The sequence below is a fragment of the Leptothermofonsia sp. ETS-13 genome (assembly GCF_049200465.1).
GTDB lineage: Bacteria > Cyanobacteriota > Cyanobacteriia > Leptolyngbyales > Leptolyngbyaceae > Leptothermofonsia.
Window position 1 is genome coordinate 3,888,599 of record NZ_CP120836.1, and the last position, 16,751, is coordinate 3,905,349.

The following is a 16,751-nucleotide window of genomic DNA, read 5'->3' on the forward strand; positions in this document are numbered from 1 at the left end:
CAGACAATTTGCAGAAGACGCTGGAATAGTTCCTAAGACAATGATTTTCTAAAGGGAAAATCGTGCTTAAATTTTTGTTGAATTTCATAAACATAAGCAGGTAGCCATCATTAGTAGCCATCATTAAATTGTCAAAAGGGGGGCATAGGCCCCAGGCAGAGGGTGAAACCCCCTCCACCCCCCCCGAAAATTATCCTTAATTTAATTGTGTCTAGCTACTTAACTGCTGAATCCCATGCTGAAGACCCAGCCATCACGTATGACCTCCCATCCATTGTTGGCAGCGATATGATGGCTATGGATCTTCCATACCAGGCAGGTTTTGTTAAACCAATGCGTTCAATTTCAAATTTCTCTCCTGGTTCGGTTGTAACAGATTTGCGGCGACCAGAGCTACTATCTCCGGCAGGTCACTGGGACTGTGCCAGAGCAGCAGTTGAAAATGGAGCGGATGCCATCTACTTTGGGCTGGAGCGGTTCAATGCGCGGATGCGGGCACATAATTTCACGGAAGCTGATTTGCCTTGCTTGATGAGGTTCTTGCATCGCAGAGGGGTGAAGGGCTACGTAACGCTCAATACCCTCATTTTCTCTAGTGAATTGGCAGAGGTAGAACAATATCTCCGAACTATCATTGCTGCTGGGGTCGATGCGGTTATTGTGCAGGATGTGGGGGTTTGCCGGTTAATTCGCCATTTGTCTCCGGACTTTCCGATCCATGCCTCTACCCAAATGACCATTACTAGTGCCGCCGGTGTGGAGTTTGCTCAATCCTTGGGTTGTCAGCTAGTGGTGCTTGCGCGGGAATGTTCGCTTCAGGAAATTGAGAAGATTCAGAAGCAAATTGGAGAGCGAGGCATTTCGCTACCTCTGGAAGTATTTGTACATGGAGCGCTGTGTGTGGCGTATTCAGGGCAATGTCTGACGAGTGAAGCGTTGGGTGGACGGTCTGCCAACCGGGGAGAGTGTGCCCAGGCATGTCGGATGCCCTATGAGTTGATTGCGGATGGGCATCTGGTGGAGTTGGGCGATCGCAAGTACCTGCTCAGCCCTCAGGATTTAATGGGGCTGGATGTGTTGCCAGATTTGGTTCAGGCAGGGGTAAGTTGCTTGAAGATAGAGGGCCGTCTGAAGACTCCGGAGTATGTTGCGAATGTGACACGGGTGTATCGTCAGGCTTTAGATCGGGCGATCGCTTCTCTTACGGACGCAGAAACTCTACAGTCCAGTGACTTGGAGAATCAGGGTCAACCGGAGTCATTCTCCTTCCCCCTCACTCCTCGCCCCTCCCCTGATCGCTACAACCTGGAAATGGCCTTTTCTCGCGGTCTGTATCCAGGTTGGTTTCATGGGGTTAACAATCAGGAATTGGTTCACGCTCGCTTTGGTAAGAAACGGGGGGTTTACCTAGGCAAAGTTAAGCGTATTAAGAAGGATCAGGTGATGATTTGGCTTGATGCTCCAGTGAAACCGGGGGATGGGGTTGTGTTTGATGGAGGGCATCCCGAAGCACAGGAAGAAGGGGGACGGGTTTATGCCGTTGAGAGGCGTGGGCAGGAAGCATGGTTAACCTTTGGACGGCGGGATTTGAATCTGCAACGGGTGCGGGAAGGCGATAGGGTTTGGAAGACGAGTGACCCGGAACTGGATCGGCAGTTACGCCAGACGTTTGCGGGGGATGGGCCTCAGTTTCAACGCCCAATTCGGCTTGAGATTTATGGCGAGGTGGGGCAACCGCTGGTGGCAATCGCCCATGATGAGCAGGGGCACATCGTTCAGGTAGAGTCTGCCATGCCATTGGTGGAGGCCCATACCCGACCCCTGACGCGCGATCGCCTGCAAGAACAATTCAGCCGGTTGGGAAATACTCCGTTTCGCCTGGAAGGTCTGGCGAACCATCTGCAGGGGGCAGTAATGTTGCCTGTGAGCGAACTGAACCGTTTGCGGCGGGAAGTGGTGACCCAACTGGAGGAATTAAGAGCCAAGCCTCAACGCTGGCAACTGCGGTCGAATGTTTCGTTCAGGGATTTGTTGCCAAACCAGGGAGCATTGATCGAGCAGCGCAACGATCAATGCTCCCACCTGCCCCACCTGATTGTGCTGGTGCGAAATTTGAATCAGTTGCAGGCGGCATTGAAAGCAGAAATTGAGACGCTTTACTGTGAATTTGAAGACCCGCGGGCGTACCGGGAAGCGGTAAAACTCGTCAGGACTCAGGAACACAAAAACGCTTCTGCCCATTCCCCACTCCTCCCCATTCCCTCCCTATGGGTAGCCCCACCACGAATTACCAAACCTGGAGAACAGTGGATTTTGCAACAGGTGCGATCGTCCAACGCCGATGGCTATCTGGTGCGCAACTATGATCATTTGCAATTTTTTGCGGGGGAGCGCTGTATTGGGGATTTTTCCCTGAATATTGCCAATCCCCTAACTGCCTCCTACTTCAAACACTCCTTTGGATTAGAGCGATTGACGGCATCTTACGATTTGAACATCAGCCAGCTTGAAGATCTACTCAGGGAGAGTCCACCGCAGTGGTTTGAAGTAACGATTCACCAGCACATGCCTATGTTTCATATGGAGCATTGTGTATTCTGCGCCTTTCTGTCTACGGGAACTGACTATACAAACTGTGGACGACCTTGCGAGAAACATACGGTGAAGTTGCGCGATCGCGTCGGGACTGAACACATTTTGCAAGCGGATGCTGGCTGTCGCAATACCCTATTTAACGGAACGGCCCAAACTGGAGCCGAGTATGCTCAGCGTCTTTTAGCTCTGGGTTTGCGTCACTTTCGGCTTGAATTTGTCAATGAAACTCCTGAACAAGTGATACAGACCATTCAACGCTATCGTCAATTACTGCAAGGGAAAATGAGCGGTGCTCAGCTCTGGCGGGAATTGAAGCTACAGAGCCAGCTTGGGGTAACACGGGGGGCAACCCTATGAGTGAAGCTTCGATCCGTCCAGCGCTAATTACTACGGTATTGCCTGATTCCATTGCGGCTGAGGTTGGATTTGAAGTGGGCGATCGCCTAGTTGCCATTAATGGTCAACGCCCCCGCGATTTAATCGACTACCAGTTTCTCTGTGCCGATGAAGTGCTGGAACTGGAAGTTTTGGATAGGAGCGGCAGAACGCACCAGATTGAAATTGAAAAAGATTACGACGAAGACCTGGGGTTGGAGTTTGACACGGCCCTGTTTGATGGGTTGATTCAGTGCAATAATCGCTGTCCGTTTTGCTTTATCGACCAGCAACCACCTGGAAAGCGAGAAACTCTGTATTTAAAGGATGACGACTACCGACTCAGTTTTCTCTACGGCAGTTATCTGACGTTGACCAATCTCAGCCCCAAAGAGTGGGAACGGATTGAACAAATGCGGCTATCCCCACTCTACGTGTCTGTACATGCCACAGAGGCAGAGGTGCGAATTCGCCTATTAAAAAATCCTCGCGCTGGAAAAATCCTGGAACAGTTGCGCTGGTTTCAAGAACGGCGGTTACAAATCCATGCGCAGGTTGTCCTCTGCCCTGGAATCAATGATGGCAACCATCTAACGCAAACCTTGCTGGATCTGTCTCAGTTTCACGCAGGGGACATTCCGGCGGTTGCTTCAGTGGCGGTGGTGCCCGTCGGGTTAACGCGCTTTCGTCCAGATGGGGATGAACTCATTCCAGTCACACCTGAAAAAGCCCAGGAAGTGATTGCTCAGGTACAAGAGCTGCAAGCCAAATTTCGGCAACAGTATGGTTCTAATGTGGTTTGGTTGGCGGATGAATGGTTTTTGATCGCCAAACAGGAGTTACCGCCAGAATCCGATTACGAGGACTATCCCCAGATTGGCAATGGCGTTGGTTCAATTCGGCTATTTCTGAAGGAGTTTCAAAAGGCTGCCCGCAAGTTACCGAAGCGCCTGAAGTCGCCGCGTCACTTTACCTGGGTTGTGGGAAATGCGGTGGAACTTGCTTTTCAGCCGATTGTGCAGCGGTTGAATCAGGTGCAGGGGCTGGAGGTAAGGATGGTGGCGATCGCCAGCAAATACTGGGGACAGACCATGACCGTGACGGGGTTGCTCACCGGACAGGACATTCTCAATGCCCTGAAGGACCAGGATCTGGGGGACGGTGTCCTGCTTCCCTCCCTCATGCTTAAGCAGGGAGATACTCGCTTCCTGGATGACATGACCGTTGCCGACCTGGCTCAACAATTGAATACTCGAATCCTGCCTGTCAGCGGCGTGGAGGAGTTGGTTGAGAGGTGTAAGGGGAGAGGGGGGGAGTGAGGGTGTAAAGAAACCTCACTCATCACCCCATTACCCTATCACTTCCTCACCCCTCTCTAACGACTAACAACTAACAACTCCCTTACCCTCTATCCTGCCGCAGGGCTGAAATATCCCAGGCTAGATCGACTTCGTGGGTCAATTCCTGGTCATCAGTTTGTAGCAGTTGTTCTAACTGCTGGGCTAGCTGGCGCGATCGCGCAATCAGGACGGTTTCATCACGGTTCTCGGCAAAGGCCATCTCCCGCAGGGCTTCTTCATCGTGCTCTTTGAAGGTAAGGGCTGCGCGGCGGGCTTTGTAAGACCGAACCCCTAGAAGCTTAAGGGCTTCCATCCCCATTTCCAGGGCTGAGCCAAAGGTTTCCCGTTGCACCCCATCCGCACCCCGTCGAATCAGCTCGTAGGCATGGCTACGGTCAATTGCTCGTGCCAATATTTTCAGGTGGGGAAAGCGTTTACGGGCCAGTTCAACTACTTCCAAAATGGTGTCACGTTCATCAATTGCCACAACCAGCAGTTTGGCTCTTGCTGCTCTGGCGGCCTGGAGTAGTTCGATGCGGGAGGCATCGCCATAGAATATTTTGAACCCAAAGCGGCGCAGCATCTCGATTTGCCCTGGATTGTGATCCAAAATCGTAGCTTTGCAACCATTGGCGGCCAGCAACCGTCCCACAATTTGATCAAACCGCCCAAACCCAGCAATCACAACCGGATTTTCGTTGTCATCGATTTCGTCATCGTCGCGATCGGGGTGAGTTCAGCAAAGCGAGGTTGTACCAGTCAATCGTTGATGATCATAATCAGCGGGGTAAGTGCCATGGAAAGCGCCACCGCCACCACTAAAGGATTAGTGATGGAAGCCGGAAGCACCCGGTTTTGGGTAGCGAAGGAGAACAGCACGAAGGCAAATTCTCCTCCCTGGGCCAGGGCACAGTCGAAGAGAATACTCTGGCTCAGGGGTAGCTTGAAGAATTGTCCCAATCCGAACAGGATAATGAATTTGGCGATCGCCAAACCCAGCACTAATTCCAGAATCAGAAGTGGCTGCTGAACCAGCAGATTGAAGTTAATGCTGGCTCCCACTGAAATAAAGAACAGTCCCAGAAGCAACCCTTTGAAGGGGGCAATATCGGTTTCCAGTTCGTGTCGGTACTCATTGTCCGCTAAGACCACACCAGCCACAAAGGTTCCTAAGGCGGGTGAAAGCCCTACTTGCTGCATTGCCAGGGCAATGCCAATTACCAGAAGCAATGCCGTTGCAGTAAAGATTTCCTTCAGTTGCGTGTCAGCAATGAAACGGAAAATTGGGCGCATCAAAAACCTTCCGACAACAATGATGCTACCCACCGTTCCCACGACTACTAGAGTCTGTAGCCTCCTGGGAGGGCGGCCCCCTGCTCTGTCGCCTGTCCAGCGGCAACCAGGATTACTCCGCTGTTTGCCAGACTGGCTGATGAATCAGGTTTTATAACCAGCAGAGGCAGAAATGCCAGGATGGGGATCACTGCGATGTCCTGAAAAAGCAGGACTGAAAAAGCAGACTGCCCTGCTTCTGTCTTCATCAACCCCTTTTCGTTCAAGGTGTGCAGCACAATCGCCGTTGAAGATTGAGCCAGGATTAAGCCTACCGCCAGCGCCATTTGCCAGGGAAGCCCAGCAAAGATCCCAATAACCGCAATCACTAGCGCCGTTACCGCTACCTGCAAGCCTCCCAAACCCAGAATGGGAACGCGTAATCGCCACAGGAGTTCTGGTTGCAGTTCTAACCCCACCAGAAACAGCATCATCACCACACCAAATTCGGCGAAGTGCATCACATCATCACTGTATCCCTCCCCTAGAAAGCCAAACCCAAACGGACCAATCAGAACGCCCGCAATCAGATAACCCAGAACTGACCCCAACCCCAACCGTTTGGCGATTGGTACAGACACTACTGCCGTCACCAGATACACAAACGCCTGGTAAAAAAAGTCTCCACATGCATGGTGGGGCACCTCCGGCTGCAAAATCAGTTCCAGGTTTTCATTCAGTAGCTTGACCCGAGAGAGCTTATCCCAGGCGATCGCACCATCTCGCAAAAAGCAGAGATGATCCTGCGGTAATCCTCCGCATGTTTGGCAATTTGCTCTTGTTCCCGGAGTTGATGGGTGCCATGGACAACAAAAGGGGGTAAACACTCCAGCCCGCAGAGGCGAGCTGTCTGCTCGAAGGGCGCGAGCAACTCTCGAATGGTAAAAAAGTTATACCCCTGCCGACAGTAAGCCTTTTCGCTCCCACCGGTTGTGATGGCTGAAAGAAATTTTTTGCCGTGCAGGGCCACTCCTCCATGACCATAGGCGAACCCATGCTCCAATACCAGGTCTTGCCACTCCTTCAAAATGGCGGGGCTGCTGTACCAGTAAAAGGGGTGGTGAAACACGATAATGTCATGGGCTAGCAGCAAGTTCTGCGCCAGCTTCACGTTGATATGGAAGTCAGGATATTCCTCGTAGAGGTCATGGATCGTTACTGAGTCCAGTCCCCTAACGGCCTGGATTAGATGCCGATTGACTCGAGATTTTTCTAGCGCTGGATGGGCGAACAGGATCAGGATTTGGTTGGGGGTTCCTGGCATAGAGGGGGGGAAGGGGGAAGGGGGGGAGGGAGTGAATAGACAAGCTTCGCTCGATCACATCACTCCTCGTTTCTCGCTTAACAAGTAACTAACAACCAGCAATTAATGGTAAGGGGGTAGCGATATTAATTGCTTAAACTTCCCAGCCCCAAAATAGGCGAGCAATCCAGAATCCAAGCAGGGCTGCGATCGCCAGCCAATCTCTGAACCGCAGGCGAAACTGGTACCATTCCACCCGGTGCTGGTTAGGACTGGTGAAGCCACGGACTTTCATGGCACTGGCCATTTGTTCGGCCCGCAGCAGCAGGTTCTCCAGCAGCCGTTCTGCAACCACTAACCAGACTTCAACACTGCGGCGCATCCCCAGCTTGCGCCAGTTAATCGCACGGGTGCTGACAGAACGGATCAGGTTCTGAATTTCTTCCAGTACCAGCGGAATGAAACGAAGGGAAAGGGTGAGGGTGAGCGCAACTTCGGTGACTGGAAGTTTGAAACGGCGCAGGGGTTCCATCCAGTTTTCAATTGCTGCCGTGATTTCCTCGGGTGCGGTCGTTAACAGGTACAAATTTGCACTGTAGATCAGAGTAAACAACAGTGTGCTGAAGCGAATCGCCAGATCGAGCGATCGCCGGGTAACCGTAATCGGCCCTCGTTTGAATAACACATAGTTGTAATCCGTTGGTTGGCGGATAGAAGGGTTGCGTTGCTCCCCTGGCAAAGGGGGAGCGGACTGTCCAATCGCAAAGGGATTCCAGGATGATTGGGGGGCTGGCGGCAAGGTAGCAGGCTGCCTCTGAAACTCCAGCTCATCCGCAGGCAACCGGGGTTGGGAACGAACTTTAAGCCCATCGGGCATGATGGCTGTCAGTCCAAAAACCAACAGGCTCAACATCAATAGCCACACCATCTGCTGCCGCCACACGCGCAAGGGGATCATGGCCGAAAGGGTGATGGCGATCAGCAAACCAACCAGCAAAACTCGCCAACTGGGGCTCGCCAGCAGGGGAGCAACCAGGAAAGTCATCAACCAGGCCAGCTTGATGCGAGGATCAAGCCGATGCAGCCAGGTGACGGGTTGTTCCAGGTAAAGTCCCAGAGGAAGGGAACGCAGCAGATCCATGAATGATTATCGAGTAAAACCCTCATGAATCAGGTTACTCTAATCTGCCAGACCTTGGTGTCATTTGAGGTAACAGGACGCTCAGGTCTTTAACCACCTGCGATCGCTGGAATAATACTGACCTCATCTCCATCTTTGAGGGATGTGTTGGCACCATCCAGGAAGCGAATATCCTCACTGTTGACGTAAAAGTTGACGAATCTCCGCAGTTCGCCACTTTCATCACACAGCCGCGCCTTAATTCCAGGGCAGCTTTGCTCCAGCGATTCCAACAGTTCAGCGATCGTGGTGCCATTGCATTCAACTGTTGCCTGGTTGTTGGTCAACTTTTGCAGCGGAGTTGGAATGAGAACTTTTACGGGCATAGTTAAGAATTTTTAGGTTGGAGTTTAAGAGGGTAGGGGCCAGGGGGTTGGGAGTTAGGGCTGAGGGAGGGGATGCGTCAGGAGGAGGAATGAGTTGAAAATCCGAAACTGGAACTCAAAACTTGTCTATCTCTCTGCTCCACCCCTCTATACCTCACACCTCTCCCTTCACTAACAACTAACAATCAACAACGATAGCGCTCCTTCTTGAAATTTGAACAGAGTGCAGAGGTGCAACCCTTGTGTAGGGGATTCGACCCCTTATTCATCACAAATGATTTGTGAATGCTATAACAACTCCTTATACAAGCACTTGTTGCCACTCCAGGCGCTCCAAGGTGCGGGAGCGTTCCAGGGCCCGCTCGAAGCTGTCTAGTTTGGGTTCAATCGTAAGAGGTTCACCGATGTAGCCTTGAACGGCTTCTTGAGTCTTCAGTCCATTACCGGTGATGTAGACCACTGTAGTTTCATCGGGATCAATTTTGCCCGCTTCCACCAGTTTCTTCAGGACGGCGATTGTGGTTCCACCGGCGGTTTCGGTGAAGATGCCTTCCGTTTCGGCCAGCAACTTGATGCCATCGATGATCTCGGCATCAGTGACAGACTCGATACTGCCGTTCGTCTTACGGGCAATATTAACAGCATAGACGCCATCGGCTGGGTTGCCGATCGCGATCGATTTCGCAATAGTATTTGGTTTCACGGGGGCAATGAAGTCTCGTCCGTCCCGATAAGCCTGGGCGATCGGCGAACACCCTTCTGCCTGGGCACCGCTAAAGCGAACGGGCTTATCTTCCACCAGACCAACCTTAATAAACTCCTGAAACCCTTTATAAATCTTGGTAAACAAAGAGCCAGAAGCTAGAGGCGCAACAATATGATCAGGTAATTGCCAGCCCAACTGCTCTGCTACCTCGTAGCCTAATGTCTTGGAACCCTCCGAGTAGTAAGGGCGTAAATTGATATTCACAAACCCCCAACCGTGGGTATTTGCCACTTCAGAGCAAAGCCGATTGACCTGATCGTAATTTCCCTGGACGGCCATTACCGTTGGGCTGTAAATTAACGTACCCATGACCTTACCAGCTTCCAGATCGGCTGGAATGAAGACGCAACAGTCTAACCCAGCGTGGGCGGCGATCGCCGCTGTGGAGTTTGCCAAATTTCCCGTACTTGCACAGGAAACAGTCGAGAATCCCAACTCTCTTGCTCGCGTCAGGGCAACCGACACCACCCGATCTTTAAAACTGAGGGTGGGCATGTTCACGGCATCATTCTTGATATAAAGCTTATTCAACCCCAAACGACGGGCCAATCGATGAGCCTGTACCAGGGGGGTCAAGCCAGTTCCCACATCAATTGGCTGATCAGTTTCAACAGGTAGAAATGGGCGGTAGCGCCAGATGGAGTGGGGGCCCGACTGGATACTGCGACGGGTCACCGTCCGGCGGAGAGTCTCGTAGTCATAAGCCACCTCAAGCGGACCAAAGCAAAACTCACAAACATGAATGGCTTTAGGCTCGTACTCCGCTCCGCACTCCTTACACTTGAGTGCCCGGAAGGTGGCAGTTGATTTAGATTGCAGTTGGGTTGCCTGAGTCATGCGTCAAAGTCTCTTGGGAAGCGAGTGGTAGGTTCTGATACTCAATTGCAGCCGATACTAACATGGGCATAAACCCTCGTCAAACATACCCGACAAAAATTATCGGGTTTTGAAAAATGACTTTTATGCTTGAAAAATGGGCTGTTGATCGAAAAGTGTTTACAGAGAACTGAAAGTCTTTGCAGCTCAGACAAAATTCTTCTAAACCTGATTGGAGTTTTCTCGTGCCACAAAGCCCAGACTCTTTTAAGAACACCTTGGGAAAAGGTCTAATTCGTTAGATAAGCAATTTAGATTGAACTCAAAGCATCTACCAGTGGGATCAATCTAAAGCCTGAAACCCCTATGATTAAAGAAAATCATCCTTTGGTGTCAGGAGTCTCTCATAAAATTACCCACGCAGGGGTATGTGCATCTTGTCAAATGATTGTTATATTCTGTAATACAAAGTGTTGCTAGTTTCCAGATTTAGGGAACCCTACTGGATAACTTCGCAGTCGTCGATAACAAAACCACTGCTCTAGACCTTATGGAGCCGTGGGGATTAACCAACTACTCTCTCATATTGGAGTCGAAACATGGATAAACCCATCGAACTGACTTTGGAGCAGCAATTCAGCATTCGCTCTTTCGAAACCCAGGTTCAGAAGATGAGCCGTGAACAGGCTCAAGACTTTCTGGTTAAGCTCTACGAGCAGATGGTAATGCGCGAAAACATGTACAAGCATTTCTTGAAGCATCAGTGGGGTTTAGAGCCTGGTCCTCAGTTCCAGTAAAGCTGCATTAGCCGCAAGGCGACCTCTATCTCTTGCTCTGCTTCCTGAGGGAAAGGAGCTGGGGCGAAGGGGCGTCAGGCGACTACTAGCATTACTGTGAGACTTTCTTTCAACGGATTTGCCAGAATGCTGGACAGCAGTTTAATTCTTAGTTCTACTTTAGTTCTACTTTTATCGTTACTTACTTTATTTGACCGTTCTACAGTTCCGTTATTCAGTTTGAGAGTGTGGAAGCTAATAATTTTATTTCCAAGTGGAATTTGCTATAACCTCACTTCAGGTGGTGGAGCGTGCTAGTGTTAGGGACAAAGTGACATTCATCTTGCCGCCTGAATTCCATGTTTCAGCGTTTGCTTTTTTGCACCGACTTCTCCGATGGGGTGCATCGTCTTGCAAGCTTTGTTCCCCATCTAGCAAAGACTGGGGCTAAGCAGATTGTTTTCTTTCATGTGGTTCCTTTAGACGGGGGAACGATTCCAAGGATTGATCAGGCATCTGTAGACCGGGCTCGCGAAAGGCTGAGTGTGGCTCAGCAGAATGTTCCGGAGGGGGTAGATGTCAAAGTGCAAATTGAATCGGGTCGCCCCAGTGACCTGATTTTGCAGACAGCTGGAAATTTGGAAACGGATTTAATCATCCTGGGGATGCCGTTTCGGGGCCGCATTACTGAAAAGCTGTTTAGTAGCACGGCGATGAGGGTTTGCGAACGAACAACGATACCACTGATGACCCTTCGTCCCCAACTGCTTTCAACTTACACTTCGGAAGAACTGGAGTTGCGCTGTCAGCATCTATTCCGCCATCTGCTAATTCCCTACGACGGCAGTGAGACTTCTAAATACCTTGTTGAACAAATCAAACGGCGGGCTGTGGATAGACCTGTCAATTCCCTACAACGATGCCACCTTTGTTGGGTGGTTGAGGACGTGACCCGGAGGGGATTACCCAAAGACTATCAGGTTGAGCCTGCTCGTAAGGAGCTAGCTGGCGTGAAAGCTGAACTGGAGTCCATTGGCTTGAGGGTAGAACCCATTGAAGTGCGTCAGGGCGACCCGATTGTTGAGATTTTGGATGTGGCACAGATGGCAGATGTTAGTGCGATCGCTGTCACATCGGGTAGCATGGGCAGATTTCAGGAGTTATCCATCCCTAGCTTTACCCGAGAACTTTTACACCGAAGCTGGCACCCTATTCTTTATTTTCCGCCTGGTCGATGAAGGGCGGGAGTTGGGAGTGAGGGAGTGAGGGAGTAGGGAAATACCCTATCCCCCCATCCCCTCTTACTCCTGTGAGATATGAATCGAAGCGTTGAGGGAATTCTTTTCCAGTTCTTCAGAGACTTTGGGTTTGAGTTTTTCGAGTTCGGCTTTTAGCAAATCTTTGCTAAAAGTGGGTTTGCCGGTAGATACCCACGATTGGCTGGTGATTGCCCAGTGCTTCAGTTGTGAGCATTGGGAGGGATTAATGCCAACGGAGATTGCGTGGGAACAGTGTTCAGGGGTTTCCAGAGCAAATAGCAGAACCTGATATTGTCCTTTCTCACCGAGCAAGCGGGTCATTTCCTGGCCCTGAGAGGTTTTTAAGTCTAAGTAGCAAGGCATCCAGCGGGGTCCCTGGTCTTGCCCATGCAGGCGGTTGTAGACAGCGGTGACCCAGAGCAGCATGGGATGGGGTTGCATGGAGCAAAGAAAGTTTTTATAGATCCGGTTATAAAGTTTGTTGACTTGCAGACTTTGAATTTCTTGTTGAGGGAGCATTACCCAGATCGCGGGTAGAGGCCCCTTGCTGCTGATTAGAGTTTGGGCAAAGACGATTTGCGCGATGGGTTTGTTTTGAGGCCAGGTAGCCAGGCGGCAGACTTCGTCTATCAGAGGAGGTTGTCTGGAGGGAAGCTCGAGAATGTCGGATTTTTTTGCCAGAACTTCCCAAATTCGGTAGCTAATATGACGGCTGGCGCTGTAACGCTGTTCCAGCGGTTCCAGTGCTTTCAGCACATCGGTTGCGGACTGGGGGCGATCGCCCGGCGCTTTTGCTAAACAGCTCATCACCAGGTTTTCCAGCACTTTGGGTAGCTTCAGGCTGGGGTTAGCTGCTTCAAAACTGCGGGGAGATTGAAAATGGTGGACTTTGTACCAAGCACCAAAGGAGTGCGTTTCAGCTTGCAAGGGCATTTTGCCGGTCAGCATCTCAAACATCATGACGCCGAGGCTGTAAATATCAGAGCGGGCATCCAGCTCTCGTCCTTCCATCTGCTCCGGTGAGGAGTAGGCCAGGGTACCCATGAATGAGTTGGTTTGCCTACTGTCTTCTTGAATCAGCTTGGCAATACCAAAGTCCAGGATTTTGACCATTTCCCCCAGGCTGGTCTCCTGGCTGACCAGAATATTGCTGGGTTTGATGTCTCGATGAATGATAGGGCAGATTTTGCCATCGACTAGAACTCCCTGGTGGGCACATTGCAAGCCTAAACAGATTTGTCGGGCCAGGCTAAGAAAGCGGGGAAGGGGGATGGGTTGGGTGTTGATAATATCGCTGAGGCTATCTCCCTGTAAATACTCCATCACGTAAAAGGGGATATCCTGATCATCCACCCCGTAGTCAGTTACGCGAACAATATGGATGCTTTTCTGACCCAATTGAGCGCAGGTGCGGGCTTCAGCTTTGAAGCGATCGCGCATCTTTTTGTTTAGTAATGTCTGGGAGAGAAATTTGACTGCAATCACCCCTCCCAGGAGAATATCTTCTGCCCGGTAGACTTTTCCCATAGCTCCTTTGCCGACCAGTTCCACAAGCTGGTAGCGATTTGAGAGCAGGCGTCCAATGTAGGGATCTGTAGTCATACCTCGATTGAAAGCGACAGCCTCGCCCTGAATTTGAAAAATCGAGATCCTGGCAGGGAAAACTCTGGGCGAGGAGTTAAGACCTGAACATTTACTTCAAGTTAGTAAATACACCGATATTCTTAGTTATCCCGTAAAGTGATGCTATCGATCTATTGCGGCTTAATTGGTTTAGGCAGGGATAGGGCTACTCCGGTTGGCGTTCCAAAATCGCTTCCATGGTGCTGGTGAGGTAGTGGCCTGCCATGATGCCGCTTGAGAGGTAGTAGGTGTCATCGTTCATGCGATATAGGGTCTCGAAGCCGCTCCGTCGCTGGCGATCGCCCAGCACCCAATAGCGCTGAACAATCGATTCGGGAGCCACCCACCCTTCTCCTTCAACCCGACCCAGCAGGCTGTGCTGTAATACAAAGGTATACTGCCGCTCTCCTGCATCCATACGTCCACGATACTGAAACGAAATTTCTTCCCGGTCAGTCCCCGGAAAGACGAGCTTTGTCACCATTGTGAACCAGTCATCGCGGCTCCAACCCACCAGTGTTCTACCTTTTACGGTAATGGGGGCTCCGTTGCGTTCTAGCCAGTTACCTTGAAAGGTCCAGCGTCCTGCCTGCATTAAAAAGGTGTGAGCCACAGCCCTATCCCTTGCGTTGATTGGGTTTCGCCATGCCAGCGGTAGTTCATACTATCACGCAGTTGTTCAGCTCACCTGGTGAATTTCCCCTAAAAGGACGGCTTTTCTTGCACCCGTCACGTCTGGAATATTCCCAGGGATGCCCTTTTGCCGCCAGTAGGCCAGTACAGCGAAGGCAATTGCCTCCTTAAAGTCTGCGCTCAAACCGACTTCATCTGTCGTTAAAACGGAAACTGCTCCCAGATGAGCTTGTAGCCGCTGTTTTAAGTATAGGTTCTTGCTGCCGCCCCCACATAGGAGAACTTCGTCGGGCAGTTGGGGGAGAAAGCGGTGGTAGCTGTGGGCGATTGATGCGGCAGTCAGTTCGGTCAGGGTGGCCAATATATCGGCATGGTTCAGCGAGAATGGCTCAGCATCCAGCAGGCATTGTTCTAAATAGGCCGGACTGAACAGTTCACGTCCGGTGGATTTTGGGGGGTGGGAGCTGAAAAAATTCTTGCTTTAGCCATTGTTGTAATAGTTCCTGACAGGGAGTGCCGCTGGCTGCCCAGGCTCCATCTCTGTCATAGGTTTTACTGCCGTTGGAGAATCGTTGGACAGCCAGGTCGATGAGGATATTACCGGGTCCGGTGTCCCAACCGATAATGGGAGGGAGTGGGGGAGGGGGTGGATGGGTAGGGTCAACGTCTTTGTAGTTACCAGAGGGGGAGGGGATGGATGTTTGGGATCTGGCTGGGAGGTAGGCAACATTTCCAATTCCGCCAATGTTTTGAATGCAGCGGTTGAGGGTTGGGTGGGAGAGGAGGGCGACATCAACGGCTGGAACGAGAGGCGCTCCTTCTCCACCAGCGGCAATATCGGCGGCCCGGAAGTTACTGATGGTGGTAATGCGTGTAAGGTGGGCGATGAGGGCTCCGCGTCCCAACTGGAGGCTGTAGCCGAGGGGGGTAGGAGGGTATTTTAGGGTTTGGATGGTGGATTGGAGCGGAGAACCCTGTTTGGTTTTCCTGATCGCTCCATTGTCTTATTATCCTATTTTTACTCGGTGGGCGATGGAACACCGTTTGTCCGTGGGAACCGATTAACTCGGCGGGTGAATGGTTTAACTGAAGATCGATTGCCGCTTTTGCAAAGCACCAGGCGATCTGATCATCCAGGTCTGCCAGGTCTGCTATGGATAGGGGTTGACCTGCACAGACGGTCAGGATTTGCTCTCGCAGGGCTGTTGGATAGGGGAAGGTGTTTCCTGCTAGAAAGTCAACTTTCAGGTCGTGGGTCAATCCAGAAATTTTGACCAGGGCTGCATCGATGCCATCAACTGAGGTGCCGCTAATCAGACCAATTACAAGCATGGTTAGGGAGGTTGCTTTTCAGTTGCGATGATATGCACATCGATGTGCTTAAGCAAGCGCAGCAGTTTTTGGGTGAGGGAGCCACTCAGGAGAATTTTCCAGCACGATCGCTGACTTTCGCCGATCACAATTTGGGTGATGCGGTAGGTTCTGGCAACCTCGGCGATTTCTTTGGCTTTGTCGTGCCCGGTTACGCGAATAAATTTGCCACCAAATTCTTTGCAAAGTTGTTCGCAGGTTTCGATGTGCAGAGCTTCCTGTTTGGGGAGGAAGCGATCGGGGTCATCAACAAATAGACAATAGAAAGGAGCGTGCATATAGGCGGCAAGCCGGGCACCCCGGCGAATTAACTGGATCGCATTGGGGTAGGTGGATACACATACCAGAACTCGCTCATGAATATTACATTGAGGCGCTTCTGCTTGAGAATTGGCCTCTTCCAGCACTTCCTCTTCAATGTTATCGGCAATTTCTCGCAGAGCCAGTTCTCGCAGAGCAATCAGGTGCCGTCGTTGGAAGAAGTTGTTTAATGCCTGGTCAATTTTCTCTGGAGCATAGATCTTTCCCTCTACCAGCCGTTCTTGCAAGGTTTCGGCGGTGACATCGACTACGACTACTTCATCGGCTTCTTCCAGCAAGCGGTCTGGAATCCGTTCTCGCACAACAATGCCTGTGATGCGGGCGACTGTATCATTCAGACTCTCCAAATGTTGAATGTTAACGGTTGAGAAGACATCGATTCCGGCGGCCAAAATTTTTTCAACATCTTGATACCGCTTCTCCCGATCTGAGCCAGGCACATTGGTGTGTGCTAACTCATCAATCAGGGCAAGTTGGGGCTTACGGGCAATGATGGCTTCGGTATCCATCTCTGTGAGGCTGACGCCTGACCATTCGATGGTTTTGCGCGGAATGATTTCTAGCCCTTCGGCTTTCTGAGCGGTTTCTTCGCGACCGTGGGTTTCCAGCAGCCCGATCACTACATCAATTCCTTCCTGCCGCAGGCAATGCCCTTCCTCCAGCATGCGGTAAGTTTTGCCCACCCCTGGAGCCATGCCGATAAAAATTTTATGCTTACCCCGGCGAGTGGTGCCGTTATAGAGCGTATCTGGTGCTGGAGAAGAGGGGTTGTACATGGGGCAGGGAGGAAAGGGC

General features: G+C 51.2%; 17 protein-coding genes. 4 read left to right on the plus strand and 13 right to left on the minus strand.

Annotated elements, in window-relative coordinates:
• The first annotated feature begins 333 nt into the window (after nucleotides 1-333).
• A complete protein-coding gene (locus P4D80_RS17720) occupies nucleotides 334-2,952 on the plus strand; it encodes a DUF3656 domain-containing U32 family peptidase (protein WP_421659560.1) in 2,619 nt (872 codons plus the stop codon).
• Nucleotides 2,949-4,289 (plus strand): TIGR03279 family radical SAM protein, encoded by a 1,341-nt coding sequence (locus P4D80_RS17725; RefSeq protein ID WP_421655332.1) that lies wholly within the window; start codon nucleotides 2,949-2,951, stop codon nucleotides 4,287-4,289. Before P4D80_RS17720 ends, P4D80_RS17725 begins: the two co-directional genes overlap by 4 nt.
• Before the next feature lie 82 nt (nucleotides 4,290-4,371).
• Here P4D80_RS17725 and P4D80_RS17730 read toward each other — a convergent pair whose 3' ends face one another.
• From P4D80_RS17730 to thrC, 7 genes are all read right to left on the minus strand, one after another.
• Nucleotides 4,372-4,995 carry an NAD-binding protein gene (locus tag P4D80_RS17730; protein WP_421655333.1) on the minus strand — a complete coding sequence of 208 codons (624 nt, stop codon included), beginning with the start codon at nucleotides 4,993-4,995 and terminating at the stop codon, nucleotides 4,372-4,374.
• 74 nt (nucleotides 4,996-5,069) lie between these two features.
• Nucleotides 5,070-5,645: a cation:proton antiporter gene (locus P4D80_RS17735; RefSeq protein ID WP_421655334.1), complete on the minus strand. Its 576-nt coding sequence runs from the start codon at nucleotides 5,643-5,645 to the stop codon at nucleotides 5,070-5,072.
• 5 nt (nucleotides 5,646-5,650) lie between these two features.
• On the minus strand, nucleotides 5,651-6,370 hold the full coding sequence (locus tag P4D80_RS17740) for a cation:proton antiporter (RefSeq protein WP_421655335.1): 720 nt from the start codon (nucleotides 6,368-6,370) through the stop codon (nucleotides 5,651-5,653).
• Nucleotides 6,319-6,906: an NAD(P)H-dependent oxidoreductase gene (locus tag P4D80_RS17745; protein WP_421655336.1), complete on the minus strand. Its 588-nt coding sequence runs from the start codon at nucleotides 6,904-6,906 to the stop codon at nucleotides 6,319-6,321. The genes P4D80_RS17740 and P4D80_RS17745 overlap by 52 nt, the downstream gene beginning before the upstream one ends.
• Nucleotides 6,907-7,039: 133 nt before the next feature.
• On the minus strand, nucleotides 7,040-8,026 hold the full coding sequence (locus P4D80_RS17750; RefSeq protein WP_421655337.1) for an energy-coupling factor transporter transmembrane component T family protein: 987 nt from the start codon (nucleotides 8,024-8,026) through the stop codon (nucleotides 7,040-7,042).
• Nucleotides 8,027-8,115: 89 nt separating this feature from the next.
• Nucleotides 8,116-8,391 (minus strand): MoaD/ThiS family protein, encoded by a 276-nt coding sequence (locus P4D80_RS17755; RefSeq protein WP_421655338.1) that lies wholly within the window; start codon nucleotides 8,389-8,391, stop codon nucleotides 8,116-8,118.
• A gap of 301 nt (nucleotides 8,392-8,692) precedes the next feature.
• The gene (gene thrC, locus P4D80_RS17760; RefSeq protein WP_421655339.1) at nucleotides 8,693-9,994 is read right to left on the minus strand and encodes a threonine synthase; all 1,302 of its coding nucleotides are present in this window, start codon (nucleotides 9,992-9,994) and stop codon (nucleotides 8,693-8,695) included.
• Nucleotides 9,995-10,572: 578 nt separating this feature from the next.
• Here thrC and P4D80_RS17765 point away from each other — a divergent pair.
• Both P4D80_RS17765 and P4D80_RS17770 read left to right on the plus strand, forming a co-directional pair.
• Entirely contained in the window at nucleotides 10,573-10,770 is a 198-nt protein-coding gene (locus P4D80_RS17765) for an NblA/ycf18 family protein (protein WP_421655340.1), read from the plus strand.
• 338 nt (nucleotides 10,771-11,108) lie between these two features.
• Nucleotides 11,109-11,987: a universal stress protein gene (locus P4D80_RS17770; RefSeq protein ID WP_421655341.1), complete on the plus strand. Its 879-nt coding sequence runs from the start codon at nucleotides 11,109-11,111 to the stop codon at nucleotides 11,985-11,987.
• Between the two features lie 63 nt (nucleotides 11,988-12,050).
• Here P4D80_RS17770 and P4D80_RS17775 read toward each other — a convergent pair whose 3' ends face one another.
• The 6 genes from P4D80_RS17775 to P4D80_RS17800 form a co-directional block, all read right to left on the minus strand.
• Nucleotides 12,051-13,610, minus strand: coding sequence for a serine/threonine protein kinase (locus P4D80_RS17775; protein WP_421655342.1), 1,560 nt, complete (start codon nucleotides 13,608-13,610; stop codon nucleotides 12,051-12,053).
• A 187-nt stretch (nucleotides 13,611-13,797) separates the two neighbouring features.
• Nucleotides 13,798-14,244 carry a hypothetical protein gene (locus tag P4D80_RS17780; protein WP_421655343.1) on the minus strand — a complete coding sequence of 149 codons (447 nt, stop codon included), beginning with the start codon at nucleotides 14,242-14,244 and terminating at the stop codon, nucleotides 13,798-13,800.
• Between the two features lie 66 nt (nucleotides 14,245-14,310).
• The gene (locus tag P4D80_RS17785) at nucleotides 14,311-14,697 is read right to left on the minus strand and encodes an anhydro-N-acetylmuramic acid kinase (RefSeq protein ID WP_421659561.1); all 387 of its coding nucleotides are present in this window, start codon (nucleotides 14,695-14,697) and stop codon (nucleotides 14,311-14,313) included.
• A gap of 1 nt (nucleotide 14,698) precedes the next feature.
• Nucleotides 14,699-15,169: an anhydro-N-acetylmuramic acid kinase gene (locus P4D80_RS17790; protein ID WP_421655344.1), complete on the minus strand. Its 471-nt coding sequence runs from the start codon at nucleotides 15,167-15,169 to the stop codon at nucleotides 14,699-14,701.
• Nucleotides 15,117-15,596, minus strand: coding sequence for an anhydro-N-acetylmuramic acid kinase (locus P4D80_RS17795; protein WP_421655345.1), 480 nt, complete (start codon nucleotides 15,594-15,596; stop codon nucleotides 15,117-15,119). The genes P4D80_RS17790 and P4D80_RS17795 overlap by 53 nt, the downstream gene beginning before the upstream one ends.
• A 2-nt stretch (nucleotides 15,597-15,598) precedes the next feature.
• A complete protein-coding gene (locus P4D80_RS17800; protein ID WP_421655346.1) occupies nucleotides 15,599-16,732 on the minus strand; it encodes a universal stress protein in 1,134 nt (377 codons plus the stop codon).
• Between the last annotated feature and the right edge of the window lie 19 nt (nucleotides 16,733-16,751).